The organism is Enterococcus sp. AMC1157 (genome assembly GCF_058216555.1).
In genome coordinates this window covers 64,375-81,210 of sequence record NZ_CM177099.1, presented here as the reverse complement: position 1 = coordinate 81,210, position 16,836 = coordinate 64,375, and the positions used below count along the sequence as shown (strand labels likewise).

At 36.2% G+C, this 16,836-nt stretch carries 18 protein-coding genes; 1 reads left to right on the top strand and 17 read right to left on the bottom strand.

Going from position 1 to position 16,836, the window contains the following annotated elements; genetic code table 11:
• Positions 1-20 precede the first annotated feature (20 nt).
• Positions 21-851, top strand: coding sequence for an SDR family NAD(P)-dependent oxidoreductase (locus AC4BBX_RS00395; protein ID WP_490454515.1), 831 nt, complete (start codon positions 21-23; stop codon positions 849-851).
• Positions 852-1,131: 280 nt separating this feature from the next.
• Here AC4BBX_RS00395 and hisIE read toward each other — a convergent pair whose 3' ends face one another.
• From hisIE to AC4BBX_RS00310, 17 genes are all read right to left on the bottom strand, one after another.
• The gene (hisIE, locus tag AC4BBX_RS00390; protein ID WP_490454514.1) at positions 1,132-1,767 is read right to left on the bottom strand and encodes a bifunctional phosphoribosyl-AMP cyclohydrolase/phosphoribosyl-ATP diphosphatase HisIE; all 636 of its coding nucleotides are present in this window, start codon (positions 1,765-1,767) and stop codon (positions 1,132-1,134) included.
• Between the two features lie 14 nt (positions 1,768-1,781).
• Positions 1,782-2,540, bottom strand: coding sequence for an imidazole glycerol phosphate synthase subunit HisF (hisF, locus tag AC4BBX_RS00385; protein ID WP_490454513.1), 759 nt, complete (start codon positions 2,538-2,540; stop codon positions 1,782-1,784).
• A gap of 1 nt (position 2,541) precedes the next feature.
• Positions 2,542-3,255: a 1-(5-phosphoribosyl)-5-[(5-phosphoribosylamino)methylideneamino]imidazole-4-carboxamide isomerase gene (gene hisA, locus AC4BBX_RS00380; protein WP_490454512.1), complete on the bottom strand. Its 714-nt coding sequence runs from the start codon at positions 3,253-3,255 to the stop codon at positions 2,542-2,544.
• Entirely contained in the window at positions 3,252-3,875 is a 624-nt protein-coding gene (hisH, locus tag AC4BBX_RS00375) for an imidazole glycerol phosphate synthase subunit HisH (protein ID WP_490454511.1), read from the bottom strand. Before hisH ends, hisA begins: the two co-directional genes overlap by 4 nt.
• A 10-nt stretch (positions 3,876-3,885) precedes the next feature.
• Positions 3,886-4,479 (bottom strand): imidazoleglycerol-phosphate dehydratase HisB, encoded by a 594-nt coding sequence (gene hisB / locus AC4BBX_RS00370; protein ID WP_490454510.1) that lies wholly within the window; start codon positions 4,477-4,479, stop codon positions 3,886-3,888.
• Positions 4,476-5,528 carry a histidinol-phosphate transaminase gene (gene hisC / locus AC4BBX_RS00365; RefSeq protein WP_490454509.1) on the bottom strand — a complete coding sequence of 351 codons (1,053 nt, stop codon included), beginning with the start codon at positions 5,526-5,528 and terminating at the stop codon, positions 4,476-4,478. Before hisC ends, hisB begins: the two co-directional genes overlap by 4 nt.
• A 38-nt stretch (positions 5,529-5,566) precedes the next feature.
• Positions 5,567-6,844: a histidinol dehydrogenase gene (hisD, locus tag AC4BBX_RS00360; protein WP_490455729.1), complete on the bottom strand. Its 1,278-nt coding sequence runs from the start codon at positions 6,842-6,844 to the stop codon at positions 5,567-5,569.
• Positions 6,844-8,400 (bottom strand): ATP phosphoribosyltransferase, encoded by a 1,557-nt coding sequence (hisG, locus tag AC4BBX_RS00355; RefSeq protein ID WP_490454508.1) that lies wholly within the window; start codon positions 8,398-8,400, stop codon positions 6,844-6,846. The genes hisD and hisG overlap by 1 nt, the downstream gene beginning before the upstream one ends.
• Positions 8,401-8,636: 236 nt before the next feature.
• On the bottom strand, positions 8,637-9,407 hold the full coding sequence (gene recO, locus AC4BBX_RS00350; protein WP_490454507.1) for a DNA repair protein RecO: 771 nt from the start codon (positions 9,405-9,407) through the stop codon (positions 8,637-8,639).
• A gap of 550 nt (positions 9,408-9,957) precedes the next feature.
• Positions 9,958-10,857, bottom strand: coding sequence for a GTPase Era (gene era, locus AC4BBX_RS00345; protein ID WP_490454506.1), 900 nt, complete (start codon positions 10,855-10,857; stop codon positions 9,958-9,960).
• A gap of 41 nt (positions 10,858-10,898) precedes the next feature.
• A complete protein-coding gene (locus AC4BBX_RS00340) occupies positions 10,899-11,318 on the bottom strand; it encodes a diacylglycerol kinase family protein (RefSeq protein ID WP_490454505.1) in 420 nt (139 codons plus the stop codon).
• A complete protein-coding gene (gene ybeY, locus AC4BBX_RS00335) occupies positions 11,296-11,775 on the bottom strand; it encodes an rRNA maturation RNase YbeY (protein WP_490455728.1) in 480 nt (159 codons plus the stop codon). Before ybeY ends, AC4BBX_RS00340 begins: the two co-directional genes overlap by 23 nt.
• Positions 11,775-13,973: an HD family phosphohydrolase gene (locus AC4BBX_RS00330; protein WP_490454504.1), complete on the bottom strand. Its 2,199-nt coding sequence runs from the start codon at positions 13,971-13,973 to the stop codon at positions 11,775-11,777. The genes ybeY and AC4BBX_RS00330 overlap by 1 nt, the downstream gene beginning before the upstream one ends.
• 25 nt (positions 13,974-13,998) lie before the next feature.
• Positions 13,999-14,970 carry a PhoH family protein gene (locus AC4BBX_RS00325; protein ID WP_490454503.1) on the bottom strand — a complete coding sequence of 324 codons (972 nt, stop codon included), beginning with the start codon at positions 14,968-14,970 and terminating at the stop codon, positions 13,999-14,001.
• A 553-nt stretch (positions 14,971-15,523) separates the two neighbouring features.
• Positions 15,524-15,973, bottom strand: coding sequence for a GatB/YqeY domain-containing protein (locus AC4BBX_RS00320; protein ID WP_490454502.1), 450 nt, complete (start codon positions 15,971-15,973; stop codon positions 15,524-15,526).
• Between the two features lie 28 nt (positions 15,974-16,001).
• Positions 16,002-16,178 (bottom strand): 30S ribosomal protein S21, encoded by a 177-nt coding sequence (gene rpsU, locus AC4BBX_RS00315; protein ID WP_002356740.1) that lies wholly within the window; start codon positions 16,176-16,178, stop codon positions 16,002-16,004.
• A 194-nt stretch (positions 16,179-16,372) separates the two neighbouring features.
• Entirely contained in the window at positions 16,373-16,810 is a 438-nt protein-coding gene (locus tag AC4BBX_RS00310) for a Fur family transcriptional regulator (RefSeq protein WP_490454501.1), read from the bottom strand.
• Between the last annotated feature and the right edge of the window lie 26 nt (positions 16,811-16,836).

Genomic DNA, 16,836 nt, shown 5'->3' with positions numbered 1-16,836 from the left:
TAATGAGATGAGGAAATCATATGAAATATATTTTAGTCACTGGTGGAAATCGTGGGCTTGGATTAGAAATTGTCAAAGGGTTGGCTGCTCCCGATACTCATATTATTGTTGCTTGTCGAGATGTAATGCAAGGAAAAGAAGCAATACGTTCCTTAAAGGGCAGTTTCGATGTTGTTGCTTTGGATTTATGTTCTTTGTCCTCTATTGATTCTTTGGTAAATGATTTAAATAATCGTTATCCTTGTATAGATATTCTAGTAAATAATGCTGGAATTTTTGAAAATTCTGGGGCAAAAATTTCTGCCATGAATCACGTTTTTAGTAAAGTTTGGATGACAAATACATTTGGCCCTCATCAATTAACTAAAAAATTAGCTCCTCTTTTAGATAAAGCCACTAAACCTAAATGCATCTTTATGTGTAGTGTCGCTGGCCACCACAAACATTTAGATATTTCAACAATTGATGGTCATTTACCTAAATTAGTTTATGGTCAAAGTAAGTATGCAGATTTGTTGTTGACTGCATTGTTTGCCGAAGAACACCCGACTTGGCAAGTACTAGCAGCACATCCTGGTTACTCTAATACTGAAATTTTTAACGGTCGTATCGCTGGAAAAACAAAACAATGGATTCGTCTGGCGACAAATTTAATTGCACAAAGTCCTGAAAAAGGCGCACAATCAGCGATTCTGGCTATTCGAGAAACATTTGCTTCAGGTAGCTATCTAGGTCCGAAGTATTTGAAAGAATTGTACGGACCTCCTCGTTTGAGGAAGATTAAAGATTATTTTTTTCCAGAAGATTTAGAAACCTTCCGATTGTATTTGAATAGCTTATCCTATAATTGAGTTTCGCACCTTTTCTTTAGAATTTTGGTGCATAAATCTGGCTTTTGTACTTTTTTCTACCGTTTTTGGTGCAAAGTTCGGTTGTTTGCACTTTTTCTTGCCGCCTTTGGTGCAATGCTCGGCGTTTTGCACCTTTTCTAAACGCTTTTGGTGCAATGCTCGGTGATTTGCACCTTTTTCACCGCTTTTGGTGCATAAATCTGATTTCTACACTCTTATAAATTCGGCTCTATCCACAAACAAAAACCAAGAAGCCATAAAATGACTTCTTGGTTCACTCTTATTGTTTGGTTTCTTGTTTTACTTTATGATCGACAACGTGTCGTTTTGCTAATTCATCGGCTACTTGATCGACAGAAATATCCATTTCATTCATTAACACTAGTAGATGATAGGCTAAATCAGCAATTTCATAGATCGTTTCCTCGGTGTCTTCTTTCATAGAACCGATTACAACTTCCGTGGATTCCTCTCCAATTTTTTTGAGGATTTTTTCTTTGCCTTTTTCAAAAAGATAGCTGGTGTAGCTTCCTTCTTGTGGAGTGTCTTTGCGAGTTTTAATTAAATCGTATAGCTGTTGCAAAGAATATACTTCTGATTCTTCTCCTTCAACGATTGTTTCGTAAAAACAACTTTCTGCTCCTGTATGACAAGCAGGACCGTCTTTTTGAACTAGTGCCACTAGTGCATCTTGATCACAATCGGCTTTTAGAGAAACCAAATGTTGATAATTTCCACTAGTTTCTCCCTTGCGCCATAATTCTTGACGACTACGTGAATAATACGTCATCAGCTTGTCTTTTAAGGTTAGTTCGAAACTTTCTTTATTCATATAAGCCACAGTTAAAACTTCTTTAGTTGTGGCATCTTGAACCACAACTGGGATTAAACCATTGGCATCAAATTTTAATTCCATAAAATCCTCCTTGTCTAAACTCTGCGTACAGGAATATTTTCTTTAGCTAATTGTGCTTTTAAATCAGGAATTTTTACTTCCCCATAATGAAAAATGGAGGCGGCTAAACCAGCTTCAATATTCGGTAACTGAAATAGCTCAATAAAATCTTCGGCATTTCCTGCACCACCGGAAGCAACAATCGGTAAGGATGAAAATTCAGTAATAGCTTTTAACAGCGGTAAATCAAAGCCTTGTTTTACGCCATCGGTATCCATACTATTAATGACTAATTCTCCTGCACCATTTGCTTCTCCCTGACGGATCCATTCTAATGCATCAATTCCAGTATCTTCTCGACCACCTTTAGCAAATACATGCCATTGATTGCCAACACGTCGAATGTCAACCGACAACACGACACACTGGCTTCCATAACGTTTAGCACCTTCTTCAATCAATTTAGGCTGACGAATGGCTCCTGAATTGACACTGACTTTATCCGCGCCACAGTTTAGGACCCGTTCGAAATCCTTTAATTCATTGATTCCACCACCAACAGTTAAAGGAATAAAGACCTCGGAGGCAACGGCTTGTAAAATGTCGGTAAAAATTCCTCGCCCTTCTGCAGAAGCGGTAATATCGTAAAAGACCAATTCATCCGCACCTTGTTGATTGTAAAATTTAGCCAAAGTAACCGGATCATTGACATCCCTTAGTCCTGCAAAATTAACACCTTTCACAACCCGACCATCACGAACGTCTAAACAGGGAATAATTCGTTTTGAAATCATCTTATTCCCCTTCCTTCAATACATCTTCTAGTTTCAAGTCACCTTTATATAAGGCTTTGCCGACGATTACACTAGGAACACCGATTTCCTTCAATAAAGTAATATCTTGTATACTTGCTACGCCACCTGAAGCAACAAATTCCACTCCTTCAATTTCCAGAAGCTGTTGATACAATGGGATGTTGATCCCTTGTCCAGTACCATCACGAGAAATTTCAGTAAAAATAATTGTTTTAACACCCCAGGATGCTAATTCTTTACAAAATTCAAAAGCATCTGTTTCAGTGGTTTCTAACCAACCTTCTACCGCCACTTTCCCATCACGAGCATCTACTCCAACAGCAATTTTTTCGCCATATTTTTCAATTAATTTTTTGGCTAAAGATGGATTTTTTTGAGGTAAGGTCCCAATGATAACGCGATGTACGCCAGCTTGTAAACAGCGTTCAATCGTTGCTTCATCACGAATTCCTCCACCTACTTCAACAAATAAGTTTGTCTGTTCAACAATTTTTTCAGCCGTTTTAAAGTAGCGTAGTTCGCCATCTTTTGCTCCATCTAAATCAATCAAATGCAGATATTTTGCGCCTTTGTCTTCAAATCCTTTCGCAAAAGCCACAGGATCTTCGCCAAAAATTTCTTGTTGTTCATAATCTCCTTGATATAGTCGGACAACTTTTTCATTTAACAAATCAATTGCTGGGAAAATCTTCATGCCTTCACCTCCGAAAATGCTTTTAACATTTGCAAACCAACAGCGCCACTTTTTTCTGGATGAAATTGTGCACCATAGACATTGCCTTTTTCAACTAAGCCGGGAACCTCAATACCATACTCACTGGTGGCAATCAAGCTGTCCTCACAATTGGTCGCATAAAAACTGTGTACATAATAGACTTGTTCCCCTTGTTGAAATTCCTTTAATAAAACCGATTCTTTTTTTACCAGCAGTTCATTCCAACCAATATGAGGTACTTTCAAAGAAAGATTTTCTTTTTGCAAAGCTTCTTTTAAAGAAACAATCTCTCCCGAAAGTAAACCTAAACCGCGATGTTCGCCAAATTCACTACTTTTTTCAAACAACAATTGCATTCCCAAACAAATACCTAGAAATGGTTTTCCAGCTGCAACTAATTCTTTGATTGGTGTTTCTAATTGATGTTCTCGCAGTTTTTGAATGGCGTCACCAAAAGCACCAACACCGGGTAAAATAATTTGATCAGCTGTTTTTAAGACATCCACATCGTTAGTTATCGTACTTTCAATTCTTAAAAATTCTAGAGATCGCGATAAACTAAATAAATTTCCAACTCCGTAATCAATAATTGCAATCATTGTTGACCTCCTAAATAATTGTACCCTTGGTGGAAGGAATTTCATCTGGTGCAACCTCATCAATACTTGTTGCTTGCCCTAACGCTCTTCCAAATCCTTTAAAACACGCTTCAACAATATGATGACTGTTTGTTCCAGCGATTTGATGAAGATGAATCGCTGCTCCTAATTCTCTAGCAAAAGCGATAAAAAACTCTTCTACTAATTCCGTATCAAACTGTGTGCCAATTTTTTGACTTGGGATTTCCAATTTCACAACTGCCATGCCACGACCACTAATATCAATCGCCGTCATGACTAAGCTTTCATCCATTGGAAGTAAAAAACTACCATAACGAATAATTCCTCGGCGTTCTCCTAAAGCTTCAGAAAAAGCTCTTCCTAAAGCAATTGCCACATCTTCTGTTGTATGATGGGCATCCACATGAACATCTCCATCACAAACTAATTCAATATCAAAGCGACCATGACGACAGAATAATTCCAACATATGATCTAAAAATCCCACACCGGTTTTAAAACTTTGTTTCCCTGTTCCATCAATATTTACGGTTAACTTGATCTTTGTTTCGGTCGTATTTCTCGTCACTGAAGCTGTTCTCATGACTCCACTCCTTCGATTTGTTTTATTACTGCTAGGCATTTTTCCATCTCCGCTTGTGTACCAATGGAAATTCGCACATAGTTCACAATTCTCGACTGGTTAAACCAACGAATGAAAATATTTTTCTCTTTTAAATACGTAAATATTTTTTCACCTGTCACTCTTGGATGTTGTAAAAATAAGAAATTAGTTTGACTGTCTGTTACTTCAAAATCTAATTTTCTTAATTCAGACTTCATCCATTCTCGAGTTTCGATAATTTTATTGGTACATGCTTCAACATAATCTTGTGAAGCTAATGAAGCAGCGCCACAAGCTAAAGTCATACTGTTAACATTGTAAGGATTATAACTAAAACGTAACTTATTCAAATCAGCAATAACTTCAGGAGAACCTATTGCGTACCCTAAACGTCCGCCAGCTAACTGACGCGATTTTGAGAAAGTTCCTACTACTAACAAATTAGGATGGTCTTTTAAATAAGGAACGGCAGATACATCACCAAAATCCCCGTAAGCTTCATCTATAATAATCAAACGATTAGGATTTGCTTTGGCAAAATCACAAATAACTGTTGGTGAGATACCTAAACCTGTTGGCGCATTGGGATTCGCAAAAATAACTGTTTCTTCACCGGCATAATCTTCTAAGTCAATTGTTAAGTCGTCTTTTAAAGGAATCGTACTAGCTTTTAATTGAAACAAGTCACTATAGACTGGATAGAAACCATAAGTAATATCAGGAAATTGAGCCCCTTTCTCCATAAAACCTTGAAAAAGAAAAGAAAGAATTTCATCACTACCATTTCCCACAATGACATTTTCAGGTGCCACTCCTAAGTGTTCGGCTAAAGGAATAACAATCTCCTGACAATCTGGATCTGAATAACGATTGAGTGTTTCAGAAGCAGCTTTGGCAGCTTCAACCACAGCTTTCGGTGGCTCATAAGGATTTTCATTAGTATTTAATTTAATAACTTCTTCTTGTATTGCTTGTTCACCAGGAACATACGGTGTTAAATATTGAAATTTTTGATCTAAAAAACTCATTGAATATTCTCCTTATTTCTAATAAAGTATTAAAATTTCTAACGGGTATCTTTACGAATAGCCATTGAACGGGCATGACCGCTTAAGCCTTCTGTTTCGGCAAATTCAATCACTGAATCGGCGGCTCCTTGTAAAGCTTCTTTTGAATAGTATAGATAGCTACTTTTCTTAATATAATCATCGACTGACAATGGAGAATAAAAGCGAGCTGTGCCTTCAGTAGGTAATGTATGATTAGGTCCAGCAAAATAATCCCCTAATACTTCTGGCGTATGATGTCCTAAAAATACACTGCCTGCATGTTTGACTTTCCCTAAGAGAGCAAAAGGTTCCGCTACGCACAATTCCAAATGTTCTGGTGCGATACGATTGGCAATTTCTAGTGCTTCCGTTACATTTTCGGCAACAATCAGTTTGCCATTTGTTTCAAGAGAAGTTTGAGCAATTGCTTTTCGAGGCAATTCAGCTAACTGAATCGTCAACTCTTCTTGAACTTTTTCAGCAATTGTTTGACTGGTCGTCACTAGGACTGCCTGTGCCAAGGTATCATGTTCCGCTTGGGCCAATAAATCAGCTGCCAGCCAACTAGGCTCCGACGTTTCATCCGCTACAATCAAGATATCACTTGGACCAGCAATCATATCAATATCTACGATGCCATAGACCATCCGTTTAGCTGTCGCTACATAAATATTTCCCGGACCAACAATTTTATCGACACTTGGAATAGTTTCAGTTCCATAAGCTAAAGCAGCGACTCCTTGAGCACCACCTAGTTTGTAAATTTCATCCACACCTGCTATATGAGCAGCCGCTAAAATGGCTGTCGGAATGTTTCCTTCCTTATTTGGAGGAGTAATCATCACAATTTTTTCAACCCCAGCAATTTTGGCTGGTAAAACATCCATCAATACCGTACTTGGATAAGCCGCGGTTCCACCTGGAACATAAACACCGACACTATCAAGTGGAATCACTCGTTGCCCCATCACAATTCCTTTTTCATCGGTTGTAATAAAACCACGTTGTAATTGCTTCTCATGAAAGACAGTGATATTTTTTTTTGCCTCTTCTAAAATTTTCAAAAAATCTGCAGAAGTTGATTGTAACGCAGTTTCTATTTCACTATCTTCCACACGGAAATTGGTTATTTCAGCCTGATCAAACTTTTTGGTAAAAAATTGCAAGGCTTGATCGCCTTTTTTACGTACTTCTTGTAAAATTTCAGAGACTGATGCGGAAACATCTTGACTCTCGCCTGCTTGACGAGCAACTAATGACTCAATACTTTCTTCTTTGGTCGTTCGAATCTTAATCATAATTGTTCCTTCACCTTCTCTAACAATCTTTGTACAGTTTTTTCCTTAAAACGCCATGTTGAATGGTTAACTACCATTCGAGCAGAGGATAAAGCAATGTCTTGAATGACTTCTAAATCATTTTCTCTTAAAGTCGTTCCTGTTTCGACAATATCCACAATAACATCAGATAAATGCAATAACGGGGCCAACTCAATTGAACCATGTAATTGAATCAGCTCAACAGCCTGTCCTTTGCGACTGAAGAATTTACGTGTCGTATTTGGATATTTAGTCGCTACACGTAAGATACGAGAATTATCCTGCTTAAAATCCTTATGTGCTGCGACTGCCATTTTACATTTTGCTTTTTGTAAGTCTAAAACTTCTAAAACATTTGGTTCGGTTTCATCTAAAACATCTTTGCCGATAACTCCAATATCAGCAACACCATGTTCCACATAAATAGCTACATCACTAGGTTTCACTAAGAAGAATTTCAGTTTTTTCTCTTCGTCTATAAAAATTAATTTTCGATTATCTTCAAAAACATTTTCACTAGCAAAACCTGCTGCTACAAGAAGTTGGTAAACTGAATCAGCCATCCGTCCTTTTGGTAGAGCAAAACAAAGATAATCATTTGAGTGATCTAACTCTTTTTCACGACCTAAATCATTCAAGTGCATACCAAATCCTATACCACGTTGGCTTTTATCTTGTTTTTGCAATAAATGATCGTAACGACCACCAAAAAGAACCGCTTGCTTATTATTTTGAACAAAACCCTGAAACAATAAGCCACTATAATAAGCCGCATCATTAACAATCGAAAAATCTAAACGAATTTCCATGTTTTGAGGTATACGTTCTTCCTTTTGTAAAGCATCATATAAACTTTTTACTTCTTCTAAAGCATCCAAAGCAATTGGATTTTTCAGTAATCTTTCTGCTTTTTGATAAGCTTGATTAAAATCTCCAGAAAGTGTAGTTAATTCTTCCAACAATTGAATTTTTTCTTCCAAAACTCCTGATCTTTCACCTAGAATACGCAAAGTATGGGGACTCTTTTGCTGTAAGGCTTTAATAACTTCTTGATGACACTCATTTGGAAACAATTGACAGATAGCTTTTAAGACTCCCATATGAGAAATATCTAAAACTCCCCCACCAGCCACCGATAAACTTTCTAAGGCTAAATGTAGTACTTCTAACTCTTCTTTTTGACCAATATCGCCAATATATTCCAAACCCGTTTGATGGATTCGTAAATATTCACTATTTTGACGGTCATGTCGATACACGTCCTCGTTATAATAAACCTTACGAGTCTCCCCTGGTGGTGTATTTTTGACAATCGACAAAGTAATATCTGGCTTTAATGCCATAATTCGACCATCACCACCTGTAAAAGTGATGACTTGGGACTCATCTAAATAATTTTTATTTTGGCTATATAGTCCATATTCTTCAAAACTACTTAGGTGGTATAGTTGAAAACCATGCCACTGATAAAGCCCTCTAAGATGTAATGCGATTTGTTCTTCAGGTCTTAATACTGAAAACAGATTTTCCAAAACCCCACTCCCTCTATTATAGATTAAAATGTATTAAGATTATCATAATTATATTTTCATTAAAAATCAATCAATACTGGCTAGATTTCTAAATTTTCTATAAATTATTCCTGCAATTCCCGAATAAAATTAAATGGCGAGGTAAACTTCAACAAGAATACTCTCCTCCAACGATACTTTTGACAATCGTGAGAAATTTTTGGCTATGAAAAAAAGACATCAATCTCTTATGAGACTCATGTCTTTGGCTGAAGAAGATTTTCCCAATCGCCCATTCGATCAATGAATTTTTTACTCTTTAAATGAAGTCCTACATACTCTTCAAAAAGGGCATCAATCGTTTGACGAATGCTTTTTTTTGTTTCTGGCTTTAATTCGATATTTTTAATTTGATCGTAAGTAATTTGAGAAAAAATTCGAATAAAATGGATGGCCACAGGATCGGCATGATAGCGCCTTGGGTCTCTTTCCCAATGACGTTGGCACAGAACTCCATTATGAGCAGAGGTGTAATCAAATTTTCCATGAGTTTCTCCACAAATAGCACATTTCTGCCAGTCGATAGCAATACCAAATCTTTGTAAAATTTGAATTTCAAAAATATTAGTTAAAACTTCCCCATCATTTCCTTGATCCATCATCAAAAGTGCTTGTTTCAAAAAACTATACAGATTAGGATCATAGACCCGATCTTCAATCGCAGCGTCAGCCAAATTCATCATATACGTTGCATAGGCTGCCGCAAAAATATCGTTTTGGATGTTTCGAAAAGGATGAACCTCTTTTGCCGCATTTAAAAAAGAAAGTCCTTCACTATTAAACTTACCAATATAAACGGCTTCGGTATAGGGCAACAATGCCGGAGCGAGAGGATTATTTTTCCGATGGGCGCCTTTGACAAAAAACATTTGTTTACCAGCTGATTCAGTAAAAATTTTAACTAACTTGTCTTTTTCTTTATAGTCTCTACTAAACAAAAGAATTCCCTTTGATTCAGCAATCGCCATCTTCTCTCCTCCTCACTACTTTGATAACTGTTTGAAAGTTATTATGTACAATTAAAATTAGATGAAAACGGAAACTTCCAGAACAAAGCTCCGAAAACTACCTTGTTGTGGAAGACCGCCACGAGCCTCTTGACAGAGTCTCTTTGGCTGCTATCGTTCAAACTCTGACTAGGTGCTAGTTGCACTAATTCAGAGTAATTCATTCAGCTCTTTATACCACGACAAGGATTTTTCTCCGTTTGTCCTTCCAGTTTCTGAGTGTAAATAATTGCAATTATGTATTTAATGCAACTATGAATTTCAAAACTGGAAGTCCAACTGGGAGAAAAGCACTCATCACCAGCTATAGATGAGGATGAATTACACAGTGTTAGGAGTAGTGTTTTTCTACTTCTTACACTGTGTTTGAACCCCGAAAGCTCTGAGACTCCTTTAGGAGGCTCAGAGCGGTCTCTGGTAATGAGTGACTTTTTCGGACAATTGGACTGGAAGTTTTACTTTTCAAGTTTCTAGTAAACAGAAGTATTTGAAATTCATCTAGCTCGTTTGATTAGTAATCATCTTGACGGTAACCAAAGTCCTTCAAGTAGGTTTGTTTGTCGCGCCAATCTTTTTGAACTTTTACCCATAATTCTAAATAAACTTTATCACCTAATAGACGTTCAATATCTTGACGGGCTTTGGTACCAATGACTTTTAACATTTTACCGCCTTTACCAATAATGATCCCTTTTTGGCTATCACGTTCGATGATAATTGTTGCTTGAACATGGACTTTATCATTTTCATTACGTTTCATTGAATCAACGACTACTGCAACTGAATGAGGAACTTCATCTCTTGTTAACAATAGTACTTTTTCACGAATTAATTCAGAAACAATAAAATATTCAGGGTGATCTGTAATTTGATCTTCTGGGAAATATTGTGGTCCTTCAGGCATATTTTCTTCTAACACATTCATCAAGGTTTCAAAATTATTACCTTCAGTTGCAGAAATCGGTACAACTTCTGCAAACTCCATTTGACTTGAATAGTCCTGAATTGTTTCTAGTAAAGCATCTGGATGAACTTTATCAATTTTATTGACGATTAAATAAACAGGAACTTCACTTTTTTTCAAGCGTTCAATAATGAAGTCATCCCCTTTACCACGTTTTTGATCCGCACTAATCATGAATAACGTCACGTCAACTTCTCTTAACGCACTATAAGCTGTTTCCACCATAAAGTCACCTAAACGATGCTTCGGTTTATGGATTCCGGGGGTGTCAATAAAGACAATTTGTGTATCTGGAGTTGTGTAAACTCCTTGAATTTTATTTCTAGTTGTTTGAGCTTTATCACTCATAATAGCAATTTTTTGCCCAACAATGCGATTTAATAAGGTAGATTTCCCAACATTTGGGCGACCAACAATCGCAACAAAGCCTGATTTATGTTCTGTCATAATATCCTCCTGATTGTTTCTGTTTCAATAGTTAATAGTTTTTAGTTAAAAAAGAACTGAAGTACTTTAGGGAGAAAAATAATCAAACCGACAACAACTGAAAAAACAGAAGTAATCAAGACCGCACCTGCGGCCATATCTTTGACTTTTTTTCCTAATGGGTGGAAATGTTTATTGGTGACCATATCTACTACATTTTCAAAAGCAGTATTTATGATTTCCATAATGAGCATTAAAAAAATGCACAACAATAACCACAGCCACTCAAAACGATTCAACTGGAAAATGAATCCTAGAATTATTACTAAAACTCCTACGAACGAATGATTACGCATATTACGTTCATCATGAAAGACGGTCTTTATTCCAGTGATTGCAAATTCTACTGAGTTAATGAATCGTTTGTTCTTCGCAATATTTGTTTTCTTATCTACACTTCTATCTTTCCAGTCCATAGGCATCCAAAATTTCCTTTTGTAATCCAAACATTTCCTTCTCATCTTCGGGTGTCATGTGATCATAACCGTTAATATGCAAAAAGCCATGCAATGCTAGAAAGCCTAATTCTCGGTCATAACTATGTCCATATTCCTCCGCTTGCTCTTGTGCTCGTTCGATTGAAATCATAATGTCACCTAGTGTACGTGGCATATCAAACTCAAGTTCTTCTTCAAAAATAATTGGTACTTCGTCTTCTCCTTCGTCTTCCATCGCAAAACTGATGACATCAGTTGGAGTATCTTTGCCACGATATGTCCGATTAATTTCTTGAATCGCTGCATTGTCCATGAAAGTAACAGACATTTCAGTATCTGCTGATAATTTTAAATAATTTGCAGAAAACTGTAATAATGAATCAATATCAGTAATTTTGTCTTGCGAAACAGAATTTGTTTCATCAATAAAGGTAATCTCCATCATTTTTCTCTTCTTTCCTGTTCTTCTTTCATTTTCTCCGCTTCAGATTTCATCTTCGGATATTTAATTCTTGAATGGAAGGTACTACATAAACCATTAATCAATGATTTTTCAATAATCCGAATTTCTTTTAACGTTAATCCTGAGTCATCTAATTGACCGTCTAAAATACGACCAGTAATTAAGTTAGAAACAAATTCTCTGATTTTTTCATTCGTTGGATTGTCCATCGCACGAACTGCTGCTTCACAACTATCCGCAATACTTACCACTGCTGCTTCCTTCGTTTGTGGAATTGGTCCAGGATAACGAAATTCTTCTTCCGTTGTCTCTGAGTTACGTTCTTTCGCTTTTACATAGAAAAACTTCATTAAGGTTGTTCCATGATGTTGACGACATATATCAATCACCATTTGTGGCATATTTTTTTCTTCTAAAATTTTAGCCCCATCAATGACATGTCCAAAAATAATTTGTTTACTATCTTCAGGTAGTAAGAAATTATGTGGATTTTCTGCTCCTGCTGGTAAATTTTCCACAAAGAAATTCGCATGTTTTAATTTTCCAATATCATGATAGTAACAAGCTACTCGAGTTAGTAGCGACTCACCACCAATTTCTGCCACGGCATTGGCACTCAAGTTTGCGACCATCATACTGTGATGATACGTTCCTGGTGCTTCTTCTAATAATTGTTTCAATAACGGATGATTTGGATTACTTAGTTCATTCAAAACAATTACACTATCGTCTGTAATCAATAATTCGATGTATTGATGCAAGCCGATTGTCAATAATAAGGAAAGAATACTTCCGGCGATACTTGCCACGAGTGTAATCCATGTCTGACCACTTGCAAAATCCATTCCTTGGAAAATCACTAAAATGACATTCATAATAAATGGAAACACAACAACCCATACTAAGGAAGTAATTCCTTGATCAGCAATTCGTTTTCTTGAAATAACTGTTCCCATTAATCCTGAAAACATATACGAAATCAAAATAATGGTTAAATTATTGGTTCCAATCGAGTGATAAAAAATCAGCATAGCTGAAATCACTTGAAAAACAGCCGACAAAATACCTAAACGACGGTTAATAAATAAACTCAATACAAGAGGTACAAATGCCGCTGGATAAAACAACGGGATAAAAGGCATTAATTCCGTTTGGAAAATCTGGAAAAATTTCATAACCAAAATGCTTAAAACCATCATTATGACATAAAAAGCGACAGCATTTTGGCGTTTTTCATTATCTTCTAGTTGTTTCATGTAGTACATTAACACAATTAATTGTAATATAATTGCCGCTGTCATCGCTACAATTGGAAAAATTGAGGTACTTTGACTAGTCATCCCTAATAATGTAAGTTTTTCAATGGCATTAGCATCAATTTGCGAGCCCTCACGAACAATAATTTCTCCTTGATAAATCATAACCGGACGAATCGCATCTTTGGCTGCTTCTTGCAATTCTTCAGTACGACGTTCATTTAAAAAAGTATTAGCAACAATTCCTTGATTAATCATGGTTCGAACTGCTTGGACTTGAGTATTGGACAAATCCAACATCTCTAACTTGTCTTCTGCTGCTCGACGAACTTCCGCTAAACCAGATTGACGAATCTGATTTCCCATCTGTTCATCAATTAGATTTAAACTATTTTCTTTGACCGACGTTAATTCTTCTTCATTTAAAGCAAATACATTTTGGAAAAAAGTATTACTGATTCTTTGATAAAAATTCAAATTATCCGAATCAATACTTTCAAATTCCTTTTTTAGCATGGCTATCTTTTCGTCTGTCGAAACTAAACGAGCATCTTCGTCTCCACTTTCCGATTCTCGACGTTGATTTTCTTCATCACTTGCTTGATTGACATTCGCTACTAAATTAAATAAGTGTTCCACTAAATTGTGTTGAGTTTGGGCAATATCTTGTTGATACGTATATTCTGGGATCACTGATTCTGCAGCTAACTGACGTTTCTGTTCTGTAGCAGTTGTATTTTCGATGGTCTTATTTGCACGAATACTTTGCTCTGCTACTTGTCCCTCTCGATAATCAACAGTTCGTGGTTGAACACTTGTATAAGTTAAACCACCCATTGATAAGAAAAATATTAATAAAACGATCGGAGTAAAAAATTTACCTAACCGTTCTCGAATTTTTCGTAAAGGTAGAATAATCATTGATTTCCCCTCCTTCTCAACAAAATTATCTTACGTCACGTAGATCTGCTTGATCGTATGCTTGAATAATTTCTGCGACAACTGGATGACGTACGACATCACTTGCCTCAAATACAGCAAAAGCAATTTTGTTGATTTTACTTAGTGTGCGCTCTGCATGAACTAATCCACTAGTTACTCCTCTAGGTAAGTCAATTTGACTGGTATCTCCATTGACAATCATTTTTGAATTATAACCTAAACGAGTTAAAAACATCTTCATTTGAGCAATTGTGGTATTTTGTGCCTCATCTAAAATGACAAACGCATCTTCTAAGGTACGTCCTCGCATATAGGCAAGAGGCGCAATTTCAATCACTCCACGCTCCATTAAGCGATTCGTATGCTCCATACCAAAAATTTGATACAAGGCATCATAGACTGGTCGTAAATAAGGATCGACTTTTTCTTTTAAGTCTCCTGGTAAAAAACCTAAATTTTCACCAGCTTCGACTGCCGGTCTTGTTAAAATAATTTTTTGAACTTGCCCTTTTTTTAAAGCAGCAATCGCTAATACAACTGCCAAAAAGGTTTTCCCTGTTCCTGCTGGTCCGATACCAAAAGTTACATCATGGGAACGAACAGCATCAATATATTTCTTCTGCCCAACATTTTTTACTCGGATTGGCTTCCCATTTCGGTCCTTAAGAATTTCTTCTTCATACATATCAACAAATGTTGATAGTGTGCCTTTACTTGCCATTTTTAAGGCAGTCACCACATCGGGTGTATGCACTTGAATTCCTCGTCTAATTAGTTCTTGTATCGAACGAATGACAGAGGCTGCTAATTCAATTTTTTCTTGGCTTCCTTTGATTTGTATAATTTCTCCTCTTGAACGAATCGTTGTTTGAGTTGTATCTTCAATAACCTTAATATGTTTATCATGGTTTCCTAACAGCATACTGACATCATCAGACTCTGTTAGTTTAATTTCTAAAGATTGCTCTTCTGTCAAAAATTTCCGCTCCTTTTTTATCTACATTCTATATAATAATAACATATTCTTGCTAAAAGAAAAATTGGTTATTCTTATACGATGAGAGTCTTCTAAAGAAAGAGCTAGACTATTTATAATTAACCATAAACGAATAATAAAAATTAACATTTTATAACTTCCAATACATCTTTCCGAAAAGTACAGGCACTGCGAGAAACCGGACTGAGCCTCTTTAGAGTCTCAGTCCTTTCGGCGTTCAAATACAGTGTAAGAAGTAGAATTTCACTACTTCCAACACTGTATAATTCATCCTCATCTTCCATTCGCTATGCCTGACTTTTCTCCAATATGTATTTCCAGTTTCTGCACTATTTTAAATTTGGAAAAATATAGCTGAAATTTTCTACCTTGAGTACCAAAGCTAGTGTTTACAGAAATTAAATTTTCCAATGAATGAAATCCTTCATTCACAATCCGAAGAAGAAGATAAATTATCCATTATTAACAATTAAATAAATTGATTCGTTTAAGCAAAAAAAACCGCAGACAATTGCTTGTCTGCGGCGGATCATTACGCTTGATTCAATAATTCTTTTACGATTGCGTTCACTTGGTTTCCGTCTGCTTTACCTTTGACTAGAGGCATTACAACACCCATAACTTTTCCAAATTCCTTTGGAGAAGTTGCGCCAGTTTTTTCAATCGCAGTAGTAACTATCTGACGAATTTCTTCATCAGTTAATTGCTCAGGTAAATATTGTTCAACGATTGTAATTTCACCCTTGGTTTTTTCAGCTAAGTCTTCACGACCCGCTTTTTCAAATTCGGCTAAAGAATCACGTCGCTGTTTCATCTCACGAGATAAAACTGTCAACTCTTCATCTTCTGTCAAGTCGCGACCGACCTTGATTTGTTCATTTTGCAACGATGCTTTTAACATGCGAATGACTTGCAAGGTCTCTTTCTCCTTTGCCTTCATCGCCGTCTTCATATCATCGTTCAGTTTACTAAGTAGTGACACACTACCAGCTCCACTTCATTACAGCGTATTAGAATTTTTTACGTTTTCTAGCTGCTTCAGATTTTTTCTTACGTTTCACGCTTGGTTTTTCATAAAACTCACGTTTACGTGATTCTTGTAACGTACCAGCTTTTGAAACGGAACGTTTGAAGCGACGAAGAGCATCATCAAGAGATTCGTTTTTACGAACGACTGTTTTTGACATGTAAATTCCCCTCCCTCCGAGCTTAAAAAGTAACCGTTTTTGCTATTGAAATAAATACTTCCTATAGCAATACTGTCCTTTAAAAATTATAGCTAAGTGTCCGAACAGTGTCAAGTCGTTATAGGAAAAACTTCTAAAGAAATTGGATGTTTTTACAATTTTTTTCTGAATATTTTGAAAACCCATTGAAAAAATTAAGCAAGCTGACATTCTTCACAACGTCCTAAAATTTCAAAACGATGGCTTTCAATCTTGCATCCAGGTAACTGATCTTGGAAAAAATCCATTGGACATAAAGATAATTCTTTCGTTTTTCCACAAATTGTACAGATAAAATGATGGTGATGATGCCCTCCTACATGTAAACAACAGTGGAAACGGAATTTCATTTCTCCATTTAATTCAGTTTCTTCTAAAATACCAATTTCAGAAAAATCATGTAAGTTTCGGTAAATGGTATCGTAACTTAGCCCAGGATACTTTTCATTCATGTAAGTGTGTAAATCTCTAGCAGCCACATATCGATTGCTTCTTGCCAAAAAAGTAATCATTGTTTCTCTTTTTTTAGTATATTTCAATCCATGTTCTTTCAAGGTTTGCATCGCTTGATCAATCGCTGACTGATTTTTCATACTCATCCCTCCAAATCAAAATCATT

Coding starts and splice junctions, on each gene's coding strand:
- AC4BBX_RS00395 (WP_490454515.1), top strand. CDS start 21: ATGAAATATATTTTAGTCACTGGTGGAAATCGTGGGCTTGGATTAGAA.
- hisIE (WP_490454514.1), bottom strand. CDS start 1,767: ATGGAATTAAAATTTGATGCCAATGGTTTAATCCCAGTTGTGGTTCAA.
- hisF (WP_490454513.1), bottom strand. CDS start 2,540: ATGATTTCAAAACGAATTATTCCCTGTTTAGACGTTCGTGATGGTCGG.
- hisA (WP_490454512.1), bottom strand. CDS start 3,255: ATGAAGATTTTCCCAGCAATTGATTTGTTAAATGAAAAAGTTGTCCGA.
- hisH (WP_490454511.1), bottom strand. CDS start 3,875: ATGATTGCAATTATTGATTACGGAGTTGGAAATTTATTTAGTTTATCG.
- hisB (WP_490454510.1), bottom strand. CDS start 4,479: ATGAGAACAGCTTCAGTGACGAGAAATACGACCGAAACAAAGATCAAG.
- hisC (WP_490454509.1), bottom strand. CDS start 5,528: ATGAGTTTTTTAGATCAAAAATTTCAATATTTAACACCGTATGTTCCT.
- recO (WP_490454507.1), bottom strand. CDS start 9,407: ATGGCGATTGCTGAATCAAAGGGAATTCTTTTGTTTAGTAGAGACTAT.
- era (WP_490454506.1), bottom strand. CDS start 10,857: ATGACAGAACATAAATCAGGCTTTGTTGCGATTGTTGGTCGCCCAAAT.
- AC4BBX_RS00340 (WP_490454505.1), bottom strand. CDS start 11,318: ATGCCTATGGACTGGAAAGATAGAAGTGTAGATAAGAAAACAAATATT.
- ybeY (WP_490455728.1), bottom strand. CDS start 11,775: ATGGAGATTACCTTTATTGATGAAACAAATTCTGTTTCGCAAGACAAA.
- AC4BBX_RS00330 (WP_490454504.1), bottom strand. CDS start 13,973: ATGATTATTCTACCTTTACGAAAAATTCGAGAACGGTTAGGTAAATTT.
- rpsU (WP_002356740.1), bottom strand. CDS start 16,178: ATGTCAAAAACAGTCGTTCGTAAAAACGAATCTCTTGATGATGCTCTT.
- AC4BBX_RS00310 (WP_490454501.1), bottom strand. CDS start 16,810: ATGAAAAATCAGTCAGCGATTGATCAAGCGATGCAAACCTTGAAAGAA.